Source organism: Plantibacter sp. CFBP 8798, from assembly GCF_014841195.1.
GTDB lineage: Bacteria > Actinomycetota > Actinomycetes > Actinomycetales > Microbacteriaceae > Plantibacter > Plantibacter auratus.
Window position 1 is genome coordinate 1,112,177 of record NZ_JACYTS010000002.1, and the last position, 16,706, is coordinate 1,128,882.

Consider the following 16,706-nt stretch of genomic DNA (forward strand, 5'->3'; position numbering starts at 1 on the left):
CAGGGTCCTGCCCATCCCCGATCCACAGGGAGACCCCATGCTCAAAGGCTTCAAGGAGTTCATCCTCCGCGGCAACGTGATCGACCTGGCCGTGGCCGTCGTGATCGGGGCCGCGTTCACCGCCATCGTCAACTCGCTCGTCGAGAACATCTTCAACCCACTGCTCGGGGCGCTCTTCCGCGCGGAGAGCCTGAACGACGCGTTCAACGTCTCCATCCCGACGGTCGACGGCGACCCTGCCGTCATCCACTTCGGCGCGTTCATCGGCGCGACCATCCAGTTCCTGTTGGTCGCCGCGGTGGTCTACTTCGTCATCGTGCTGCCGATGAACCACTTCAAGCGCGTCACCACGAAGCCGACGATCGCCGACGAGGCCGCAGCTCCGAGCGAGCTGTCGCTCCTCACCGAGATCCGCGACGTGCTGAAGACGGGCACGAGCGCTCCGCTGCCGCCCGCACGCGACGACACGACCGACGGCCGCTAGTCCGGCTCGTCCAGCAGCACCGACGTCCCGTCCCGCTCACCAGTGGGGCGGGACGTTGCGTTGCAGCTCGTCGTCGTTGCCACCGCCGCCAGCGGGTTTGACTGTGCCACCCCAGGCGGCGTCGGTCTCCTCCGCCGCCTTGACGGGATCGGCCGGCAGCTGCGGCGCGGGATCCGTCCCGGGAGCACCAGGCCGGATCGCCCGCCTCGATCCTCGGGGACGGACGATCCGTGGCTCCTGATCGTCCTGCATGATCAGTGTCCGACCATCAGTGGCGTGGGACCTGCACGGCGATCGGCGCGGTGTCGAGGTGCTCGGTCGTGTTGAGCCCGAGCACACCGGCCACGCGCTGCGCGACCGCCTCGGCGTCGGCGAAGAGGTCGAAGCTGTGCACGCGGACGTAGTGCCAGCCGAGGCGGCGCAGGACGTCGGGGCGGAGCCGCAGCGATTCACGGAGGCTCGCGTCACCCAGTTCCTCGTCGCACTCGACGACCACGGCTCGGCCACCCCACGAGGCGACCAGGGCGAGCTTGCCGCGGTAGCCCATGTCGACCCGCATCCCGAGCGTCTCGAGGCGCGTCGCAAGGTCGACGAGCATTGGCTCGGCCTCGTGCGTCGCCTGATCCTCGGAGGCGCGGCGCGACGTGTCCGTGAGGATGCGTGCGAGCGCGAGGATGCCGTGCTGGATCCGGTTCTGGTCGAGGTCCTCGGGGCGGACACACGAGACGATCACCATGGACCGCCGTGCGCGCGTCATACCGACCGCGAGCAGCCGGTCGCCGCCGGGCTGACCCAGCGCGCCGAAGTCGGACAGGACCCGCCCGTGCGGCGTCAGGCCGTACCCGATCGAGAAGATGACACGGTCGCGGCTCTCGGCCACGGACTGCTCGAGCGTCAGCACGGTGAACGGTTCCGCCCGCTCGCGCAGGAGGAAGTCCGAGAGGTCGGCCCGACGGGAGAACGCTGCGAGGACCGCCTGCTGGACCCGGACCGCGTGCTTGTCGCTCGCGGTCACGACCATCAGGGATTCCTTCGGGCGGTTCGAGGCGTGCTCGAGGACGAGTTCCACGACCCGTTCGACCTCGACGTCGACACTCTCCACCGCTCCGGTGACCGGGTCGGGCATGCCGAGCCCGCCGGGCACGTAGTCGAGGCTCAGGCTGCCGTGGCCCAAGAACGAACCCGCCCACGGCAGGGAGTCGATCTGGCCACCGTAGAACCGCTCGTTGACGAGTTCTGCGAGGTCCTCGCCTCCGGCACGGTAGGAGCGCGTCAGCATGAGGGTCGGCAGGACGGAGCTCAGCTGTTCGAGCGCCGACTCACGGTGCAGTTCGGCGATGTCGGCGTGCTGCTCGGGGGTCGTCTCCTGATCCGTCAGACGGATCTCGAAGGGCGACGGACTCTGCGTGACGGGGTCACCGAAGGCGACGACCTGACGCGCACGACGGATGGCGTCCACGTTCTCGGCGAGGAGCGTCGCCCCCGCGTCGACCAGGAAGACGGCGTCGAAGGACGCGCTCTCGGGGATGCGCGGCACCTCGTACGGCGAGACGAGCCAGACCGGCGCGAGGACACGGGACAACGTGGGTGCCGCCTGCTCGAGCTCGGCCGCTCGGAGCGGTCGATCGCGCTTGAGGAGCGAACGGAGCGCCATGCCCTCGGTGGCGTGGTCGACGAGACCGATCTTCCAGGTGTCGGCCAGCAGCGAGGCGAGGAGCTGCCCGGAGGCGGAGGCGTGCGCCTCGTCCACCAGCCGGAAGTCGGACTCGAGACGTTCGACGACGCTCGTGTTCGCACCGAGCAGACCGCGGTCCTCGGTGAGCACGAGTTCGAGCATCGACTGCCACCACGCGAGCTCGAGCTCGTCGGCGAGGCGCGTCCGCGGCACGTGCCGCTGTGAGAGGTCGATGATGAGCTCGCCGAGACCCTGCTCGCGCAGGCCGGCGAGGATCGCGGTGCGCTCCTGGAGGTTGTGGAGGACCTCGGACTCGGCGGCGAGCTCGGAGATCGTGCGGACGAGACTCGGGATCGCGAGGCGTCCGAGGCGGTCGGGAGTGTCGGCGATACCGAGCGGCTGGTCGACCAGCTCGAGCTTCGCGGCGACCGTCTGGTACGCCTGCTCGACGTCCGCGATGCCGAGCGGCACCTCGGGCGGCGCGCCGGTCGTCACGTAGCGCTGCCACAGGGTGCGCTGCTGCTGGATCCGGCGGAGGGCGGCGTTCATGTCGGGTACGTGTGCGCCGGGCCGCAGGTACTCCTTGGCCAAGGCCTTGAGTCGCCGGCGGCTCGCCGACGACATCGCGGCGGAGTCCTTCCGCGGGCTCGTCGCGACGATCAGGTCGGCGAGCGACCGGTCGAAGACGTCGGGCTGGAAGCGGTCGAGCGTCTCCCGGATGTCCGCGAGGAGTCGCAGGTAGATGCCCAGCTCGTCGATGGACTCGAACGGCCGCATCTGCGTCTGCCCGATGAGGCCGTACGCGCGCTCCAGGAGCTGCGGCAGGTCCTTACGGTGCAGGCGCTTGGCGAGGTCGTGGGTCTCTTGGGCTTCCGCGGTCGTGTCGAACGACGCGCCGTACCAGGGCGAGTCGCCCGGACCGTACCGGAACTCGCCGAGGGCGGCCGCGCCTTCGAGCGCCTCCGCCGCGCGGGAGCGGCCTGCGGCGAGCCCGACGAGCGTCTGGCGGTCGAGGCGGACCAGGGTTCCCGGAGGGTGCGGCAGCTTGGAGAGCTTCGAGAGTGCTTCGAGCGCTTCGATGACCGAGACCCGCAGGTCCGGGTCCTTCGCCTGCAGCGAGGTGCGGTAGTCGATGAGGACCCGACGCAGCCGGACGAGTGCGTCGTCGACCTCGCCGACCTGCGGCGGGATCGCGCGCTCGTTGCGTGTAATCGCCTGGATGAGGTCGCGGCGGAGGGTCGACGGCGACGCGCACAGACCGGGCAGACCGACCTTGGTCAGGCGGTGGCGGATGCCCTCGAGCGTGGAGCGGCGGGGGCTGACGACGAGGACGCGCTTGTGCTGCGACGCGAGCACGCCGATCGCGTTCACGATGGTCTGCGTGCCGCCCGTGCCCGGAAGCGTCGTGACGACGAGCGAGTTGCCGGCACCGATCTGCGCGATGACGTTCTCCTGCTCGACGTCCGCGTCGAGCAGGAGGGTGTCGGTCGACGGCGGGCGGTCATCTTGGCCCGGCGCGTCGACGGGCGTGAAGCTGCTGCGCACGAGGCCGACCGCACCGTCGTCGCCGGCGACGGCGTCGAGGATCGGGTGGTCGAGCTTGGCAGCGTCGTCGAGCAGGGAGTGACCGACGGCGGCGAACGAGGAGACGAGAAGACGCGGCTGGACGGTGAACCACTCGAGCCCGGCGGCGAGCGAGCGGAGGCGGTCGATGACGGGCTGCGGCTTGAAGACCCCGCCCGATTCACTCAGCGCGACGAACTCGTCGGGATCGAGGACGATGCCGAACTGCTCGCGGAGGGCGCGGACGAGCTCCGGGTTCGCGGTCGTGGCGCCGCGCAGCTTGACCTCGTAGTCGCGACCGTACCGGCGGATGGCCAGCGGCCGGAGCAGGACCGGCGCGCTGAAGTCCTCACCCTGATGCGTCCACTGGGCGAGGCCGACGGCGAGGTGGACGGCGTCGATGCCGCGGACGGTGGAGAGCTCGATGCCCTTCGTCGTGATGCGGTCGGCGGCGCGCTTCGCACCGCGGAGCGCGATCTCGTCGCGGATGAGGTTCGACAGCAACGTCGACTTGCCCGAGATGAACTGGGGCAGACCACCGGGATGCGTCGAGCTGAGCTCCACCCGGGTCGTCGGTGCGTCCACGAAGTGGAGCAGCGGCGAGGGGCCGCCGACCGTGCTGAGCTGCTGACGCCAGGCGTGCAGCGCCGTGTCGACCACGCCTGCCGATGCCGCCACGGGACCCTCGCGGAGTTGCGCCTCCGCTGCTTCCCGTTCGACTCCGGACGTCACGTCGCCGTCATCCCGTCTCTTCTCTAGCCGCCACACACTTGCACCATACGTGCCCGGTAGTGGAAACACCGGGAAGCGGTGCGGTTTTTCGCCGAGTCCGCCGAGGAAATGTGCGACGCGCGCGTCGTCCGAGGGTCAGGAGACGCCGAGGAGGCCGGAGAGCACCATCACCGCGGTGCCGCGCAGGACGATGTCGGCGCCCTGCTCGCTCATCCGGATCTGCACGCCGCCGTGGAACTCGGTCATCGTGCGCGCCCGCACGGTCTCGATCGCCGCGTCGAGGAGTACGCCGTCGAGCAATTCCTCCGGGCCGCTCACCACGATCTCCGACAGGTTCAGTGCACCGACGATCGCGGCGAGCGAGACACCGAGGCGCTCCCCCGCGGCGCGCAGGATCTCCTCGCGACGCTGCTCGACCTCCGCGGCGGGAAGATCGCTCGCCGCGGCCGCTGCGAGGAGCTCACGCAGGTGCGGCACGGCCAGCCAGGCCTCGAGACACCCCCGCTTCCCGCAGGCGCACAGCGGCCCGCCGTCGGTACCGACGACCACGTGGCCGATCTCGCCGGCGGCGAACCGGCTCCCGAAGAGCGGATGGCCGCCCACGAGCAGCCCCGCCCCGACGCCGTTCCCGACGCTCACGAGCATGAGGTCGCCGTCCGCCCCGCCGAAGCTGTACTCAGCGAGCACCGCGGCGTTGGCGTCGTTCGCGACGAGGACCGGCACCTGGGCGACCTGCTCGATCGCCCCCTGGAGGTCGACGTCAGTCCAGCCGAGGTTCGGGGCGCTCCGGACCGTGCCGGTCATGTCGACGACGCCGGGCGAACCGACCCCGATGCCCAGCACCTCGACCGTCGCCTCCTCGACGAGGTCTGCGGCGAGCGCGACGGCCTTCGCGATCGCGTCCGCCCCCGTGGCGCCGTCGAGCGGTACCTCGAGCATCGTCACGACCTCGCCGTCGAGGGTCAGCACAGCACCTCTGAACACCTCGGTGTCGGAGAGGTCGAGGCCGACGATCTGGAACTCGTCGCGGTTGATGTCGATGAGCGTGGCGGGCTTGCCCGGGCGAGAGGTCTCGCGGAGGCCGACCTCGACGATGAGGTTGTCCGCGATGAGCGAGGCGACGAGGTCGGAGATGCTCACCCGGGTCAGGCCGGTGGCGCGGGCGATGTCGGCCCGACTCATGGCGCCGCTGGCGAAGAGGGTCTGGAGGACGAGCGCCCGGTTATGACCACGGGCGTGTTCCGGCAGGACCTTCGCGTTCGGCCGGAGCCGCCGCGCCGGGGTGTACGAGAAGGATTCGATCCGCTCCGACGCGATCCCGCCGCCGCTTCCGAATCCACCAGTACTCATGCGATAAGTAAAGCAGGCTGCGTCTCATCGTGCGGCACCGCGATGTCACCCGATGGTCACCGACACGTCGCCCGCCGGGCACCGCTGCGACCCGTACGACGCGGAGCATCATGGGTGTGAGGATCGCAATCGTGACCGAGTCGTTCCTGCCGCAGATGAACGGCGTCACCCACTCCCTGCTCCGCATCATGGAGCACTTCGCGGACCGAGGGGACGAGGTGCTCGTCATCGCCCCCGGTGCCGGAGCCTCGACGCCACGGCTCCACGAGGGCTTCCGGGTGGACGGCGTCCCGTCGATCCCGCTCCCCCGCTACCGGAACGTGCGGGTCGCCGCCGGCGGAGTCGGCCGGATCACCGAGCTCCTCCGCGGCTTCCGCCCCGACGTGGTGCACCTGGCCTCGCCGTTCGTCCTCGGCTGGCGCGGTGTCCAGGCCGCCGAGCGCTTGGGCGTCCCGACCGTCGCCGTGTACCAGACCGACATCCCGGCCTACGCCGGACGGTACGGGTTCCCGGTCGCCGAAGCGTTGCTGTGGCAGCACGTCGAGCGCCTCCACGGCCGGTCGACGCTCACGCTTGCGCCGTCACGGCAGTCGATCGCTCAGCTGGAGGCGCACGCCATCCCGCGGGTCCGCCTGTGGGTGCGCGGCGTCGACGCCGTGCGGTTCTCACCGGAGCGGCGCAGCGAAGCCTGGCGTCGTTCCGTCGCTCCCGGCGGCGAACGGATCGTGGGCTACGTCGGTCGGCTCGCGGCCGAGAAGCAGGTCGAGGACCTCGCGGTGCTCGGTGGGCTCCCGGGCGTCAAGCTCGTCATCGTCGGCGAGGGGCCACTGCGTGCCTCACTCGAACAGCGGCTGCCGAACGCGGTGTTCACCGGATTCCTGGGCGGCGAGGAGCTGGCGGTCGCGATGGCGGGACTGGACGTGTTCGTCCACCCCGGCGAGTCGGAGACCTTCTGCCAGACCATCCAGGAGGCGATGGCCTCTGGCGTACCCGTCGTCGCGACCGGTCGAGGTGGGCCGGTCGACCTCGTGGACTCGAGCCGCACCGGGTGGCTCTACGAACCCGGCAGGCTCGAACAGCTGCGCGGGTTCGTCCAGGACCTCGTGGGCGACGAGGTGAAGCGGGCGGCGTTCGGTGCCGCGGCTCGGGCAGGCGTCCTGCCGCGCAGCTGGAAGAGCGTCAGCAGCGCGCTGATCGGGCACTACAGTGACGCCATCGAGTTGCACGAGGGCGCTCGGGCACGACGGAGCGGTCTCGACCCGCGTGTTCAGATGCCTCGGGTCACTCGCCCGGGTACCGGACGCCGATCTGGCGCCTGACCTCGTCGAGGGTCTCCATGATCGCGACCGTCTCGGCGAGCGGCATGATGTCACCGGAGAGGCGGCCCTCGGAGGCGAGCCGTTCGAGCTCCCACGCCTGGAAGTGCATGCCGCGGCCGTCCACCTCGGAACGGTAGGTCTCCACGACCTCGCCGTCGGTGCCGAACACCCGGAAGGTCGTCGCCGTGTACCAGACGCGGTCGAACTCGATCCAGCCGTCGGTCCCGACGATGGCCGCGCGGTTCGGGCCGACGGTGTTGCTCGCCGACAGGGTGTTCGCCACCTGGCCGTCCGCGTAGCCGAAGAGGGTCGCGACCTGCACGTCCGCCCCCGTGTCGCGGAGCGCGGCCGTGGCCTGGATCGTCGTCGGGGTCCCGAAGACGGACGACGCGAAGGAGACCGGGTACACGCCGAGGTCGAGCAGCGCGCCGCCGCCCAGCTCGAGGTTGTTCATGCGGTGCTCCGGGTCGTCCGAGAGCAGCTGGGTGTGATCGGCGACGAGGCTGCGCGGCTGTCCGATGACACCGTCGGCAAGCAGCTCGCGGAGCCGGACCATGTGCGGGAGGAACCGGGTCCACATCGCCTCGAGGACGACCAGGCCGCGCTCCGCGGCGAGCGCCACGACCGCCTGCGCCTCGGCGGCTTTGAGCGTGAAGGGCTTCTCGATGAGGACGTGCTTCCCGGCGTCGAGCGCCAGCACCGCCTGCTCGGCGTGGAACGGGTGCGGGGTCGCGATGTAGATCACGTCGACCTCGGGGTCGGCGGCGAGCGCCTCGTACCCCACGTGGACGTTCGGGATGTCGAACTCGGCGGCGAACGAGGCGGCGGTCTCGGCGGATCGCGAGGCGACGGCCCGGACGTCGAATCCGTGCCGTCGGAGGTCGGCGGTGAAGCTCTTCGCGACGCCGGCGGGGCCGAGGATGCCCCATCGCAAGCCGGTGGACGGGCCTGCCGCTGGGGTTCCCGTTCCGGTCCGGTCGATGTCCTGCTCCGTCATGGCTCTCCTTCGATGCGCGTTCCAGCAGCCTACTGGAGGGCCTTCGGCGCTCGGGATTACGGGGGTAGCCCTGCTCGGGCTCGCGGCGCCTCGCCGTAGGCTGAGGGTTCGACCGAGCCCCGCCGACCGCGCTGAGGGCTCGGTCCATCCTGGGGGGATGCGTTGTGGGGCCGAAGGAATCGACCGGACGTCGACGTGCGCTGTCGCACGCCCGGACCCTCGCGATCGGCGTCGTCGGTCTCCTCGCCCTCAGCGGCTGCGTCTCGGAGCCGGCCCCGCCTCCGGTGACGGTCGTCGTCACCCAGCAGCCGGACCCGTCGCCCTCGGTCGCCCCGGTGCCCACCTCGACCGCGCGCGACGCGCTGCCTCCTGAACCGGCGCCGATCGTGCCGAACGCGCCGGCGGAACCGGCGGAACCGATTCCGGAGGGCCCCGCGTTCGACCTCGGGCCGAGGGACGGTGCGCTCGGCCCGGTCGTCTCGGACGCCGATGGCAATCCGATCAGTTACACGGTGGTCGCCGGCGACGTGTTCTTCGACATCGCGCAGCGCTTCGACCTGCCGCAGCAGCAGTTGCTCCGCATGAACCCGTCGATGCCCGGCTTCGGACTCGACATCTACATCGGCGACATCGTCAACCTCGACTGGACGACCACGCGTTGAGCCTCGGCGCCCGCCGGTGTCAGCCGAACGGGATGGTGCCCACGAGCACGCCGACGACGAGCATGACGAGCGAGACGATCGCGGCGCGCCACAGGACCTTCTTGTGGTGGTCGCCGAGGTTCACGCTGGCGAGCGAGACGAGCAGGAGGATGGCCGGCACGAGCGGGCTCTGCAGGTGGACCGGCTGGCCGGTGATCGACGCCCGCGCCATCTCGACCGGTTCGATGCCGAAGGTCGAGGCGCTCTCGGCCAGCACCGGCAGGATGCCGAAGTAGAACGCGTCGTTGCTCATGAAGAACGTCATCGGGATGCTGAGCACCCCGGTGATGACCGCGAGGAACGGACCGAGCTCCGTCGGGATGATGTCGACGATCCAATCGGCCATCGCGGTGACCATGCCGGTCCCGTTGAGGACGCCGATCAGCACACCGGCCGCGAGCACCATCGAGACGACGCCGACGATGCTCGGGGCGTGGGCGACGATCTCCTTGGACTGCTGCGCGAGCCGCGGGAAGTTCACCAGGAGGGCGATGGCGGTGCCGACCATGAACACGTAGGGCAACGGCACGAGGTCGAGCACGAGCAGCGTCATGACCGCGACCGTGAGCACGAGGTTGACCCAGATGAGTCGCGGGCGCAGGGTGTCGCGCTCGGGGTCGAGCATCGTGTCGGCCATTGCCGTGTCGTCAGGGCGGACGAGGGTCGCGAGGCGCCCACGGGCACTGGTCGAGAAGGTCGTCGACATGCCGCCGGTGAGCGGGTGGTCGGCGGACCCGGAACCCGAACCCGATGCGGCGACGCCGGAGGCGCCGTCGCCGAGGAGGTCGACGCCCGCGAGGCGCTTGCGCTCCCCCAGTCCCAGGAACCAGGCGAAGGCGAACACGAGGACGAGGCCGGCGGCGAGCGACGGCAGCATCGGGACGAAGATCTCGGTCGGCGAGACGCCCAGGGCCGAGGCGGCTCGGACGGTCGGCCCACCCCACGGGACGATGTTGAGCGTGCCGTTCGCGAGCCCGGCGACGCAGGTGAGGACGACCGGGTTCATGCCGAGCCGTAGGTAGATCGGCAGCATCGCGGCGGTCGTCACGATGAAGGTCGTCGACCCGTCGCCGTCGAGTGACACCGCGCCCGCCAGAAGCGCCGTACCGACGACGATCTTCGCCGGGTCATTGCCCAGCGCACGGACGATGAACCGGACGAGCGGGTCGAAGAGCCCGACGTCGATCATGATCCCGAAGTACATGATCGCGAACATCAACAGGGCGGCGGTCGGAGCGAGGCTGCCGATCGCCTCGATGACCATGTCGCCGAGCCCGAGTCCGGCCCCGGCGAACAGCCCGAAGACCGTGGGGACGATGATGAGCGCCACCATCGGGGTGAGGCGCTTCGTCATGATCAGCACCATGAAGGTGAGGATCATCGCGAATCCGAGAATGACCAGCATGTCGACTCCTTCGTCTGCGTGCACCGCGGTGTGCACGACGGGACGCGGCGCGGCGACACGGGCGATGGACCGAGCGCGGCGGGCGTTCCCGGAACCGTACGGGAGCGGCACGGAGCTGTCTCGCTTGTGGGCGTTCGGCTCGGATCTGCGGGTTACACCACCTTCTGCGCATTCTGCTCATCACGCGGTCGACGCCGCCCATCGCCCCGGCGACGTACGATCGGAGCCATGATCGGCGACGAAGCGGAGCGGCCAGGTCGACGACGGGGCGGGCGCTCCAGCTTCGCGGCGCAGGTGCTCGTGCTGCAGCTGGTCGTCGTCATCGCGGTCGTCGCCGTGTGCACGGGCGTGTTCGCCTGGATGAGCAGCGAGCGCCTCGTGCACGAGGCCCAGTCCACCGCCCTCGCGATCGCCCAGAGTGTCGCGAGCGATCCCGACGTCCGCACCGCCGTGACGCTCGAGGCACGTACCCCGGGGACGCCGACGGCGGCCGACCTCCGGGCCGGCCCCCTGCAGGAGCTCGGCCGTGAGGTCGGCGCACGGACCGGGGCGCTCTTCGTGGTCATCACCGACGAGCGCGGGATCCGTCTGGCGCACCCCGACCCCGACCAGCTCGGGCTCCGGGTGAGCACCAGCGCGGAAGCGGCCTTGGCCGGTACGGAGTCGGTCTCGTGGGAGACCGGCACCCTCGGCCCGTCCGCGCGCGCCAAGGTGCCCGTCTTCGCCGCCGAGTCCTCCGACACCGGTGGGGCCGTGGTCTCGTCCGGCGCCGGCGAGGTCGTCGGCGAGATCAGCGTCGGGTTCGCCCCGCAGCGCGTGTTCGCCGACGTCGTGGGCGAGACCATGCTGGTCGCGGGCGCAGCGCTCCTCGCGCTGACGATCGGCCTGGTCGCTTCGATGCTCATCCGGCGCCGGCTGCGGCGGCTGACCCTCGGCCTCGGACCGGAGGAACTCGCCGCGCTCGTGCAGAACCAGGCTGCCGTCCTCGGCGGGGTCGGCGAAGGCGTCCTCGGTGTCTCGCCGGACGGCGTCGTGACGGTGTGCACCGATCAGGCGGCCAGGCTCCTCGACATCGGGTCGGTCGTCGGGCGCCGGTTCGACGACCTCGACCTGCCCGATCCACTGGTGGACCTCGTCGTGGACGACGCCGCAACCCCGACCTCGGCCCAGCTCGTCGTCGGGTCCCGCGTCCTGTTCGTCGACGTCCGGCCCGTGTCCCAGGACGGCGTCGACCTCGGGCGGGTGGTCGTCGTCCGCGACCGTACCGACGTCGAGGCGCTCACCCGGCGGCTCGACGCGGTCGCGACGATGACGACCGCCCTCCGCGCGCAGCGGCACGAGTTCGCGAACCGGTTGCACGCGATCTCCGGACTCCTCGAAACCGGGCAGGACGCCGAGGCCCGCGACTATCTCGCCAACGTGCTCGACCATGGACCGCTGAAGTACCCGGTGCAACACGCGGACCGACTCACCGAGCCCTACCTCCAGGCCTTCCTCGGCGCGAAGGGCGTCGAAGCTGCGGAACGCGGGGTGCTCGTGACCATCGGCTCCGAGACCCTCGTCACCGGCTCCCTGTGCGATCCTGAGGACGTGACCACCGTCCTCGGCAACCTGCTCGACAATGCGGTGAACGCGGCCGTCGCGGGCCGGGTCCGACCGGCCTGGGTGGAGGTCGAGGTTCTCGACCACGGCACCGAGCTGCACTGCTCCGTGATGGACTCGGGCGACGGCGTCGTGGCGACCGGCCAGGACGACGCTCCACCCGCCTCCCCGACCAGCGACCACGGCGATCTGGACGACGTCCACGGCCACGGGTTCGGTCTGCCCCTCTCACGAGACATCGCCCGTCGTCGAGGAGGGGACGTCTGGTTGGCGTCTCCCGGCGTCCGTGGCGAACACGGAGCGGTCTTCTGCGCGCGGCTCCCCGGGACGGTCGTACCGGCGCCGTCCATGGCGGGAGACGGATGATGGCGGCCGATCTCACCGTGCTGGTCGTCGACGACGACTTCCACGTCGCCCGCCTACACTGCCGGATCGTCGACGAGGTCGACGGGTTCCATGCGCTCAGTCCTGTCGGGTCTGCTGCCGAGGCCGCACGGAGCATCGCCGCCGAGCCGCCCGACCTCGTGCTCCTCGACGGCTACCTTCCCGATCGGAACGGGCTCGAGCTCCTCGTGGACCTCCCGATCGACACCATCGTCGTCTCCGCAGCGTCGGACGGTGCGTCCGTGCGCCGAGCGCTTCGTGCGGGAGCCCTCGGGTATCTGGTGAAGCCGTTCGCGCCCCAGGTGCTCCAGGACCGGCTCGCCGCCTACGCCCGCTTCCGCAACGTCCTCGACGAGGCGGTGAACGCCGACCAGGAGAGGATCGAGCGCGCCCTGCGCATTCTGCACTCCGGCGACGCTGGGGCGACGACCCGGTCGAGATCCGCGACGGAGACGGCAGTCCTCGAAGCGGTGTCGGAGGCGGACGGAGAGCGCTCGGCCGCCGAAGTGGCCGAGCTGGTCGGCGTCTCACGCGCGACGGCGCAACGGTACCTCTCCGCGCTGGCCGCTCGAGGTCTCCTGACGACGCAGCTGCGGTACGGGACCACCGGGCGTCCAGAGCACCGATACGCGCCGCCAGGCGTCGGCCGCTGAGGCGTCCACACGCCGTCGGCTGGGCGATCCCCCCACGACATCGCCCAGCCCGGCACGTGAACCAACTCTTCGCCGATGGAACGCGGAATGCCCCCGCACACCGTGATCCATCCGTCGTCGCACGACGATCAGCAAAGTGAGTTAATCACCCGATTCAGTTTAGGGTGACCTCACGGCGCATGCGTCAGGGCTAGCCCCTAACGTGCACCCGACCGCTCAGGCGTCCTGCGCCTCGAAGGCTGCGTCGAGGACGGCAAGCACCTCGGCCTGGCGATCCGCGACGATGACCGCCGCGATGAGGATCCGCCACATGGTGTCGACCGCGTTGAGGAGGTCGGTCCGGCCGGCCAGCAGGTTCGAGATGAGCTGCGTCCCGGTGAAGAACGCGACGAAGGACCTCGCCAGTTCCGCCGGCTCGAGCGGAGACTGCAGCTCACCGAGCTCGATCGAGGCCTGCACCCGCTCCTCGACGCTCGCGATCCACTGCTCGTGGAACGCGGTCGTCGGAGCCTGGATGACGCCCTGCTCGAGGGACAGCCGCAAGCCGGCGCGGGTGATGGGGTCGGTGAGCAGCTGCTCGGTGATGAGGCGGGAGGCCTGGACCAGCCCACCGAACGGCGAGGGCGCGGTGGTCGGCGCGGTCAGCGCAGCGATCGAGCGCGTGCTCTGCTCGTTGATGACGGCGATCGCCAGTTCCTCTTTCGAGGGGAAGTAGAAGTAGAGCGAGCCCTGCGTCGTCCCCGCCTCGCGGGCGATGTCCGACAGGCTCGCCTGTCCGTAGCCGACCCGGTCGAACATGCGGGCGGCACCTTCGACGACGGTCTGGCGTCGTTCATGACCTCGTTGCTGCTGTGGTCGTCGTTCGGGCATGTGCGTTTCCTGCTTCTGTCATCCCCCGATTCAGGGATAAGCGTACCCACTCCGAGCTGAGAAGACGGTGTCGAACGCGGCAGAAATTCGGAACAAGTCGACCGACTTGATCGTGAGAAGATCCCGGTCGGGTCGCAAAAGGGCGCATCGAGGGTGTCATCACCGACCGCGACCGAGCGGACTCACTCGCGTCGGGTGACCAGGGCGAACCGTTCGCGGAGCTCAGGTGCGTCGGCGAACGGTCGCCAGCACAGGCCGTCGTCCTCCCGCATCGAAGCTACCGGACGGAGGGCGACGAGTCGCTCACCGAAGCGCAGGGCGTCGAGGAACAGGGTGTCGTTCCCCGCGTCGATCGTCAGCGAGCGCGGGTACCAGCCGCGCGCCGCGAGCGCGCCGGCCAACCAGGCCGAGTACGCCGGGTCCTTGCCGGGCTCGGGACGGAGCAGCTCCTGGTCGGCGAGATCGGACCACTCGATGACGTCCTTCGCCGACAGCGGGTGCGCCGCGCGCATGACGACGCCGAGCGGCAGCGCAGCGATCTCCTCGGCGGCGAGCTCGTCCGGCAGCTCCATCGGTAGACGCACGATGGTGGCGTCGAGACGACCGGTGGTGACGAGGTGCAGCTGCTCGACCGGTTCGATCGCGACGGCGACCGCCGGGACGTCGATGCGGCGACCGGCCTCGGAGACGACCGCGTCCCACGTCGTCGGCGGACGGCCGACCCGGATGTGCCGAGCCGGTGACGCGGGATCCATGTCGGCGACGACGTCGATGAAGGTGCGGACCTTCAGCAGGAAGCGCTGCCCCTCACGCGTCGGGCGGTACTCCTCCCCCAGGACGCTGAACAGCTCGACCCCGAGCGCAGCCTCGAGCCGCCGCAGCTGCTGCGCCAGGCTCGGCTGTGCGACCCCGAGCAGGTTCGCCGCGGCACCGAGCGTCCGAGCATCCGCGACGACCACGGCCGACCGCAGCTGACGAAGGGTGATGGCGTCGCGTTCGAGTTGGCGGTGGAGGTCGTGCGTCATGGTTCGAGCCTACGGCGTGCTCGCAGCCCTACCCGACAGGCGAAGCCGTGCTCGCCTGGACGACCGTACCTCCGACTGTGCTCCAAAGCGACCACCTCGCGAACCCAAGTATAGAGGCACAACCCCTGTTCAACTTCAGTCGATCTCCGGACTTCGAACGGTTGCTGATGGCGCCCGTTCGCGAGGGCCAATCAAGCTTCCGTCAGCTGAAGTCCGTCTCCCCCAGCCTCGTCGAAAGGCTGGTCGCTGAATACCGAGCGGGTGACTCGGTCTACGAGCTGCAACAACGACACGGAGTGCACCGGAACACGATCGCCAAGCACCTCCGAGACCACGGGCTGCAGCTTGGCCGGCAACCGCTCAGTACAGCGGAGGTTCATCGAGCTCATGAACTCCATGCCGAGGGTCTCTCGCTGAACGCCATCGGCAGGAAGATGGGGCGGGACCCGAAGACAGTGAAGGCGGTGCTGGGATAGCCGGCAGACGGCGAAAAAACGAACTGGCCTACTTCCTATGGTTCGAGGGCGTCGGCCAGGAAGCGCTGGTGGGGGGAATCCGAAACACGAAATCAGTAGCTCCGCAGGCAGAGATGATCAAAACGTAGACCCTGGACCTCTCATGAGACCTACTCGTCCGAATCGCTGGCCGCCACAGGCAGCGCTAGAAACTTGCACCGTCACGGGCGGCGGGCCTCACATCGGGCAGACAAAGCAGCCGCGCATCGGCCCCATCTCACCCTCGTTAGCGTTGAAGCGATCATCCCCTCGTCGCGCCAGGGTTCGTACGCTTGAGCAGCCAATCACGAGTACAAGTGTGCAGACCTCGGCATACGGCCGACGCGCTACTACGATAGTTTCCATGGTGACCTTCGACACGACTACTGTTCCTCTGAAAAACATTCTCCTAGACCCAAACAATTTTCGGTTCACCGAACCCGGATCGGTAGCGCTCGTTGCCGAAGCCCGCATCGCCGAAGACAAGGTTCAGGCCGCCGCGTTGGAGAAGGTAAAAGCCGATGGTGTATCCGAACTCAAGTTGTCGATATCAGAGAATGGGTTCGTTCCGGTCGAAAGAATTGTCGTACGAGCGCTTGACGGCGATGCAAATAACTATGTAGTCGTCGAGGGAAATAGACGAACTGCAGCACTAAAACTCCTGGAACGCGACCACGCAGGCGGAGTGGATCTCGGTGCGCATGTCTCCGCCGTTTTCGCCGGGGTTCCCGTTCTCTTGGCCACAGACGCCTCGGAGGACGACCTCCTAGCCATTATGGGTATTCGTCACGTCGGCGGCCCTAAGGAGTGGGGCGGGTATCAGAGTGCCCTACTTGTCTACCGTCTCATCAGCAAGCCTGATCTAACGGCGCGCGAAGTGGCATCCCGGCTAGGTCTTACAGTCAATGAAGTCAATCGACGAAATCGCGCATTCTCCGCACTCACGCAGATGATGGAGGACGAGGAATACGGCGAGTTCGTCACCCCTGAAATGTATCCGATATTCCACGAGACCGTAGGGCAGCCTTTAGTTCGAGAATGGCTCGGCTGGTCACAGACTGAGCGAACTTTCAACAACGAAGACAACCGCGAGCTATTCTACGGATGGCTCACCAGGGGCGAAGACGGACCGAAGCTGCGAAGCTACAGCGAGATCCGCGAACTCAAGCTTATCCTCGAGAACGACGACGCCCTAGTCGCACTCAAGGATGACGACCAGAGCTTCAGCGACGCACTGGCGATTGTTCGAACGGAAGCTCGCTCAGCAAGGTGGCTTCCCAACGCGAAGTCCGCGCTGGCGTCGCTAAATGAAATGGGATCAGATACAATCGAGTCCCTCGATGCTGAGTCTCTGACAGTGCTTGCCGCGCTTCGGCGGAAGGCTGCCTGGATAGTCAAAGCCCACGCAGTGTCGCAGGACGACAGCGCTAATGACGAAGCTTAGCCCTCGAC

Annotated in this window: 14 protein-coding genes; 7 read left to right on the forward strand and 7 right to left on the reverse strand. The window is 69.0% G+C overall.

The annotated features are described in order from the left end of the window. Positions 1 to 37 precede the first annotated feature (37 nt). On the forward strand, positions 38 to 484 hold the full coding sequence (gene mscL, locus IFU30_RS12270; protein WP_124768909.1) for a large conductance mechanosensitive channel protein MscL: 447 nt from the start codon (positions 38 to 40) through the stop codon (positions 482 to 484). Between the two features lie 36 nt (positions 485 to 520). Here the strand turns inward: mscL and IFU30_RS12275 are convergent, their stop codons facing one another. The 3 genes from IFU30_RS12275 to IFU30_RS12285 all read right to left on the reverse strand — a co-directional run bounded on the left by IFU30_RS12275 (position 521) and on the right by IFU30_RS12285 (position 5,804). After that, positions 521 to 736, reverse strand: coding sequence for a hypothetical protein (locus IFU30_RS12275; RefSeq protein WP_192005330.1), 216 nt, complete (start codon positions 734 to 736; stop codon positions 521 to 523). A 16-nt stretch (positions 737 to 752) separates the two neighbouring features. After that, positions 753 to 4,490 (reverse strand): AAA family ATPase, encoded by a 3,738-nt coding sequence (locus IFU30_RS12280; RefSeq protein ID WP_192005331.1) that lies wholly within the window; start codon positions 4,488 to 4,490, stop codon positions 753 to 755. Between the two features lie 99 nt (positions 4,491 to 4,589). Next, complete coding sequence (locus IFU30_RS12285; RefSeq protein WP_192005332.1) at positions 4,590 to 5,804, reverse strand: ROK family transcriptional regulator; 1,215 nt, start codon at positions 5,802 to 5,804, stop codon at positions 4,590 to 4,592. Between the two features lie 116 nt (positions 5,805 to 5,920). Between IFU30_RS12285 and IFU30_RS12290 the strand changes: the two genes are divergently transcribed. After that, the gene (locus IFU30_RS12290) at positions 5,921 to 7,123 is read left to right on the forward strand and encodes a glycosyltransferase family 4 protein (RefSeq protein ID WP_342450859.1); all 1,203 of its coding nucleotides are present in this window, start codon (positions 5,921 to 5,923) and stop codon (positions 7,121 to 7,123) included. Here the strand turns inward: IFU30_RS12290 and IFU30_RS12295 are convergent. Beyond that, on the reverse strand, positions 7,086 to 8,120 hold the full coding sequence (locus IFU30_RS12295) for a Gfo/Idh/MocA family protein (RefSeq protein WP_192005333.1): 1,035 nt from the start codon (positions 8,118 to 8,120) through the stop codon (positions 7,086 to 7,088). The genes IFU30_RS12290 and IFU30_RS12295 overlap by 38 nt on opposite strands. Positions 8,121 to 8,284: 164 nt before the next feature. Here IFU30_RS12295 and IFU30_RS20895 point away from each other — a divergent pair, with 164 nt between their 5' ends. After that, on the forward strand, positions 8,285 to 8,782 hold the full coding sequence (locus IFU30_RS20895) for a LysM peptidoglycan-binding domain-containing protein (RefSeq protein ID WP_192005334.1): 498 nt from the start codon (positions 8,285 to 8,287) through the stop codon (positions 8,780 to 8,782). Positions 8,783 to 8,801: 19 nt separating this feature from the next. On the opposite strand, the gene IFU30_RS12305 is transcribed toward IFU30_RS20895, so the two are convergent. Next, complete coding sequence (locus IFU30_RS12305; RefSeq protein ID WP_192005335.1) at positions 8,802 to 10,226, reverse strand: CitMHS family transporter; 1,425 nt, start codon at positions 10,224 to 10,226, stop codon at positions 8,802 to 8,804. Positions 10,227 to 10,454: 228 nt separating this feature from the next. Here IFU30_RS12305 and IFU30_RS12310 point away from each other — a divergent pair, with 228 nt between their 5' ends. Beyond that, positions 10,455 to 12,194 carry a sensor histidine kinase gene (locus IFU30_RS12310; protein WP_192005336.1) on the forward strand — a complete coding sequence of 580 codons (1,740 nt, stop codon included), beginning with the start codon at positions 10,455 to 10,457 and terminating at the stop codon, positions 12,192 to 12,194. Next, on the forward strand, positions 12,194 to 12,865 hold the full coding sequence (locus IFU30_RS12315) for a response regulator (protein ID WP_192005337.1): 672 nt from the start codon (positions 12,194 to 12,196) through the stop codon (positions 12,863 to 12,865). Before IFU30_RS12310 ends, IFU30_RS12315 begins: the two co-directional genes overlap by 1 nt. A gap of 216 nt (positions 12,866 to 13,081) precedes the next feature. On the opposite strand, the gene IFU30_RS12320 is transcribed toward IFU30_RS12315, so the two are convergent. Both IFU30_RS12320 and IFU30_RS12325 read right to left on the reverse strand, forming a co-directional pair. After that, positions 13,082 to 13,735 carry a ScbR family autoregulator-binding transcription factor gene (locus IFU30_RS12320; RefSeq protein ID WP_192005338.1) on the reverse strand — a complete coding sequence of 218 codons (654 nt, stop codon included), beginning with the start codon at positions 13,733 to 13,735 and terminating at the stop codon, positions 13,082 to 13,084. Between the two features lie 182 nt (positions 13,736 to 13,917). Beyond that, positions 13,918 to 14,760: a LysR family transcriptional regulator gene (locus tag IFU30_RS12325; RefSeq protein WP_192005339.1), complete on the reverse strand. Its 843-nt coding sequence runs from the start codon at positions 14,758 to 14,760 to the stop codon at positions 13,918 to 13,920. A 167-nt stretch (positions 14,761 to 14,927) separates the two neighbouring features. On the opposite strand from IFU30_RS12325, the gene IFU30_RS21015 reads away from it, so the two are divergent. Both IFU30_RS21015 and IFU30_RS12335 read left to right on the forward strand, forming a co-directional pair. Next, positions 14,928 to 15,236, forward strand: a complete 309-nt coding sequence (locus IFU30_RS21015) for a helix-turn-helix domain-containing protein (protein ID WP_441005552.1) — start codon at positions 14,928 to 14,930, stop codon at positions 15,234 to 15,236. 382 nt (positions 15,237 to 15,618) lie between these two features. Beyond that, entirely contained in the window at positions 15,619 to 16,698 is a 1,080-nt protein-coding gene (locus IFU30_RS12335) for a ParB N-terminal domain-containing protein (RefSeq protein WP_192005341.1), read from the forward strand. The last annotated feature ends 8 nt before the right edge of the window (positions 16,699 to 16,706 follow it).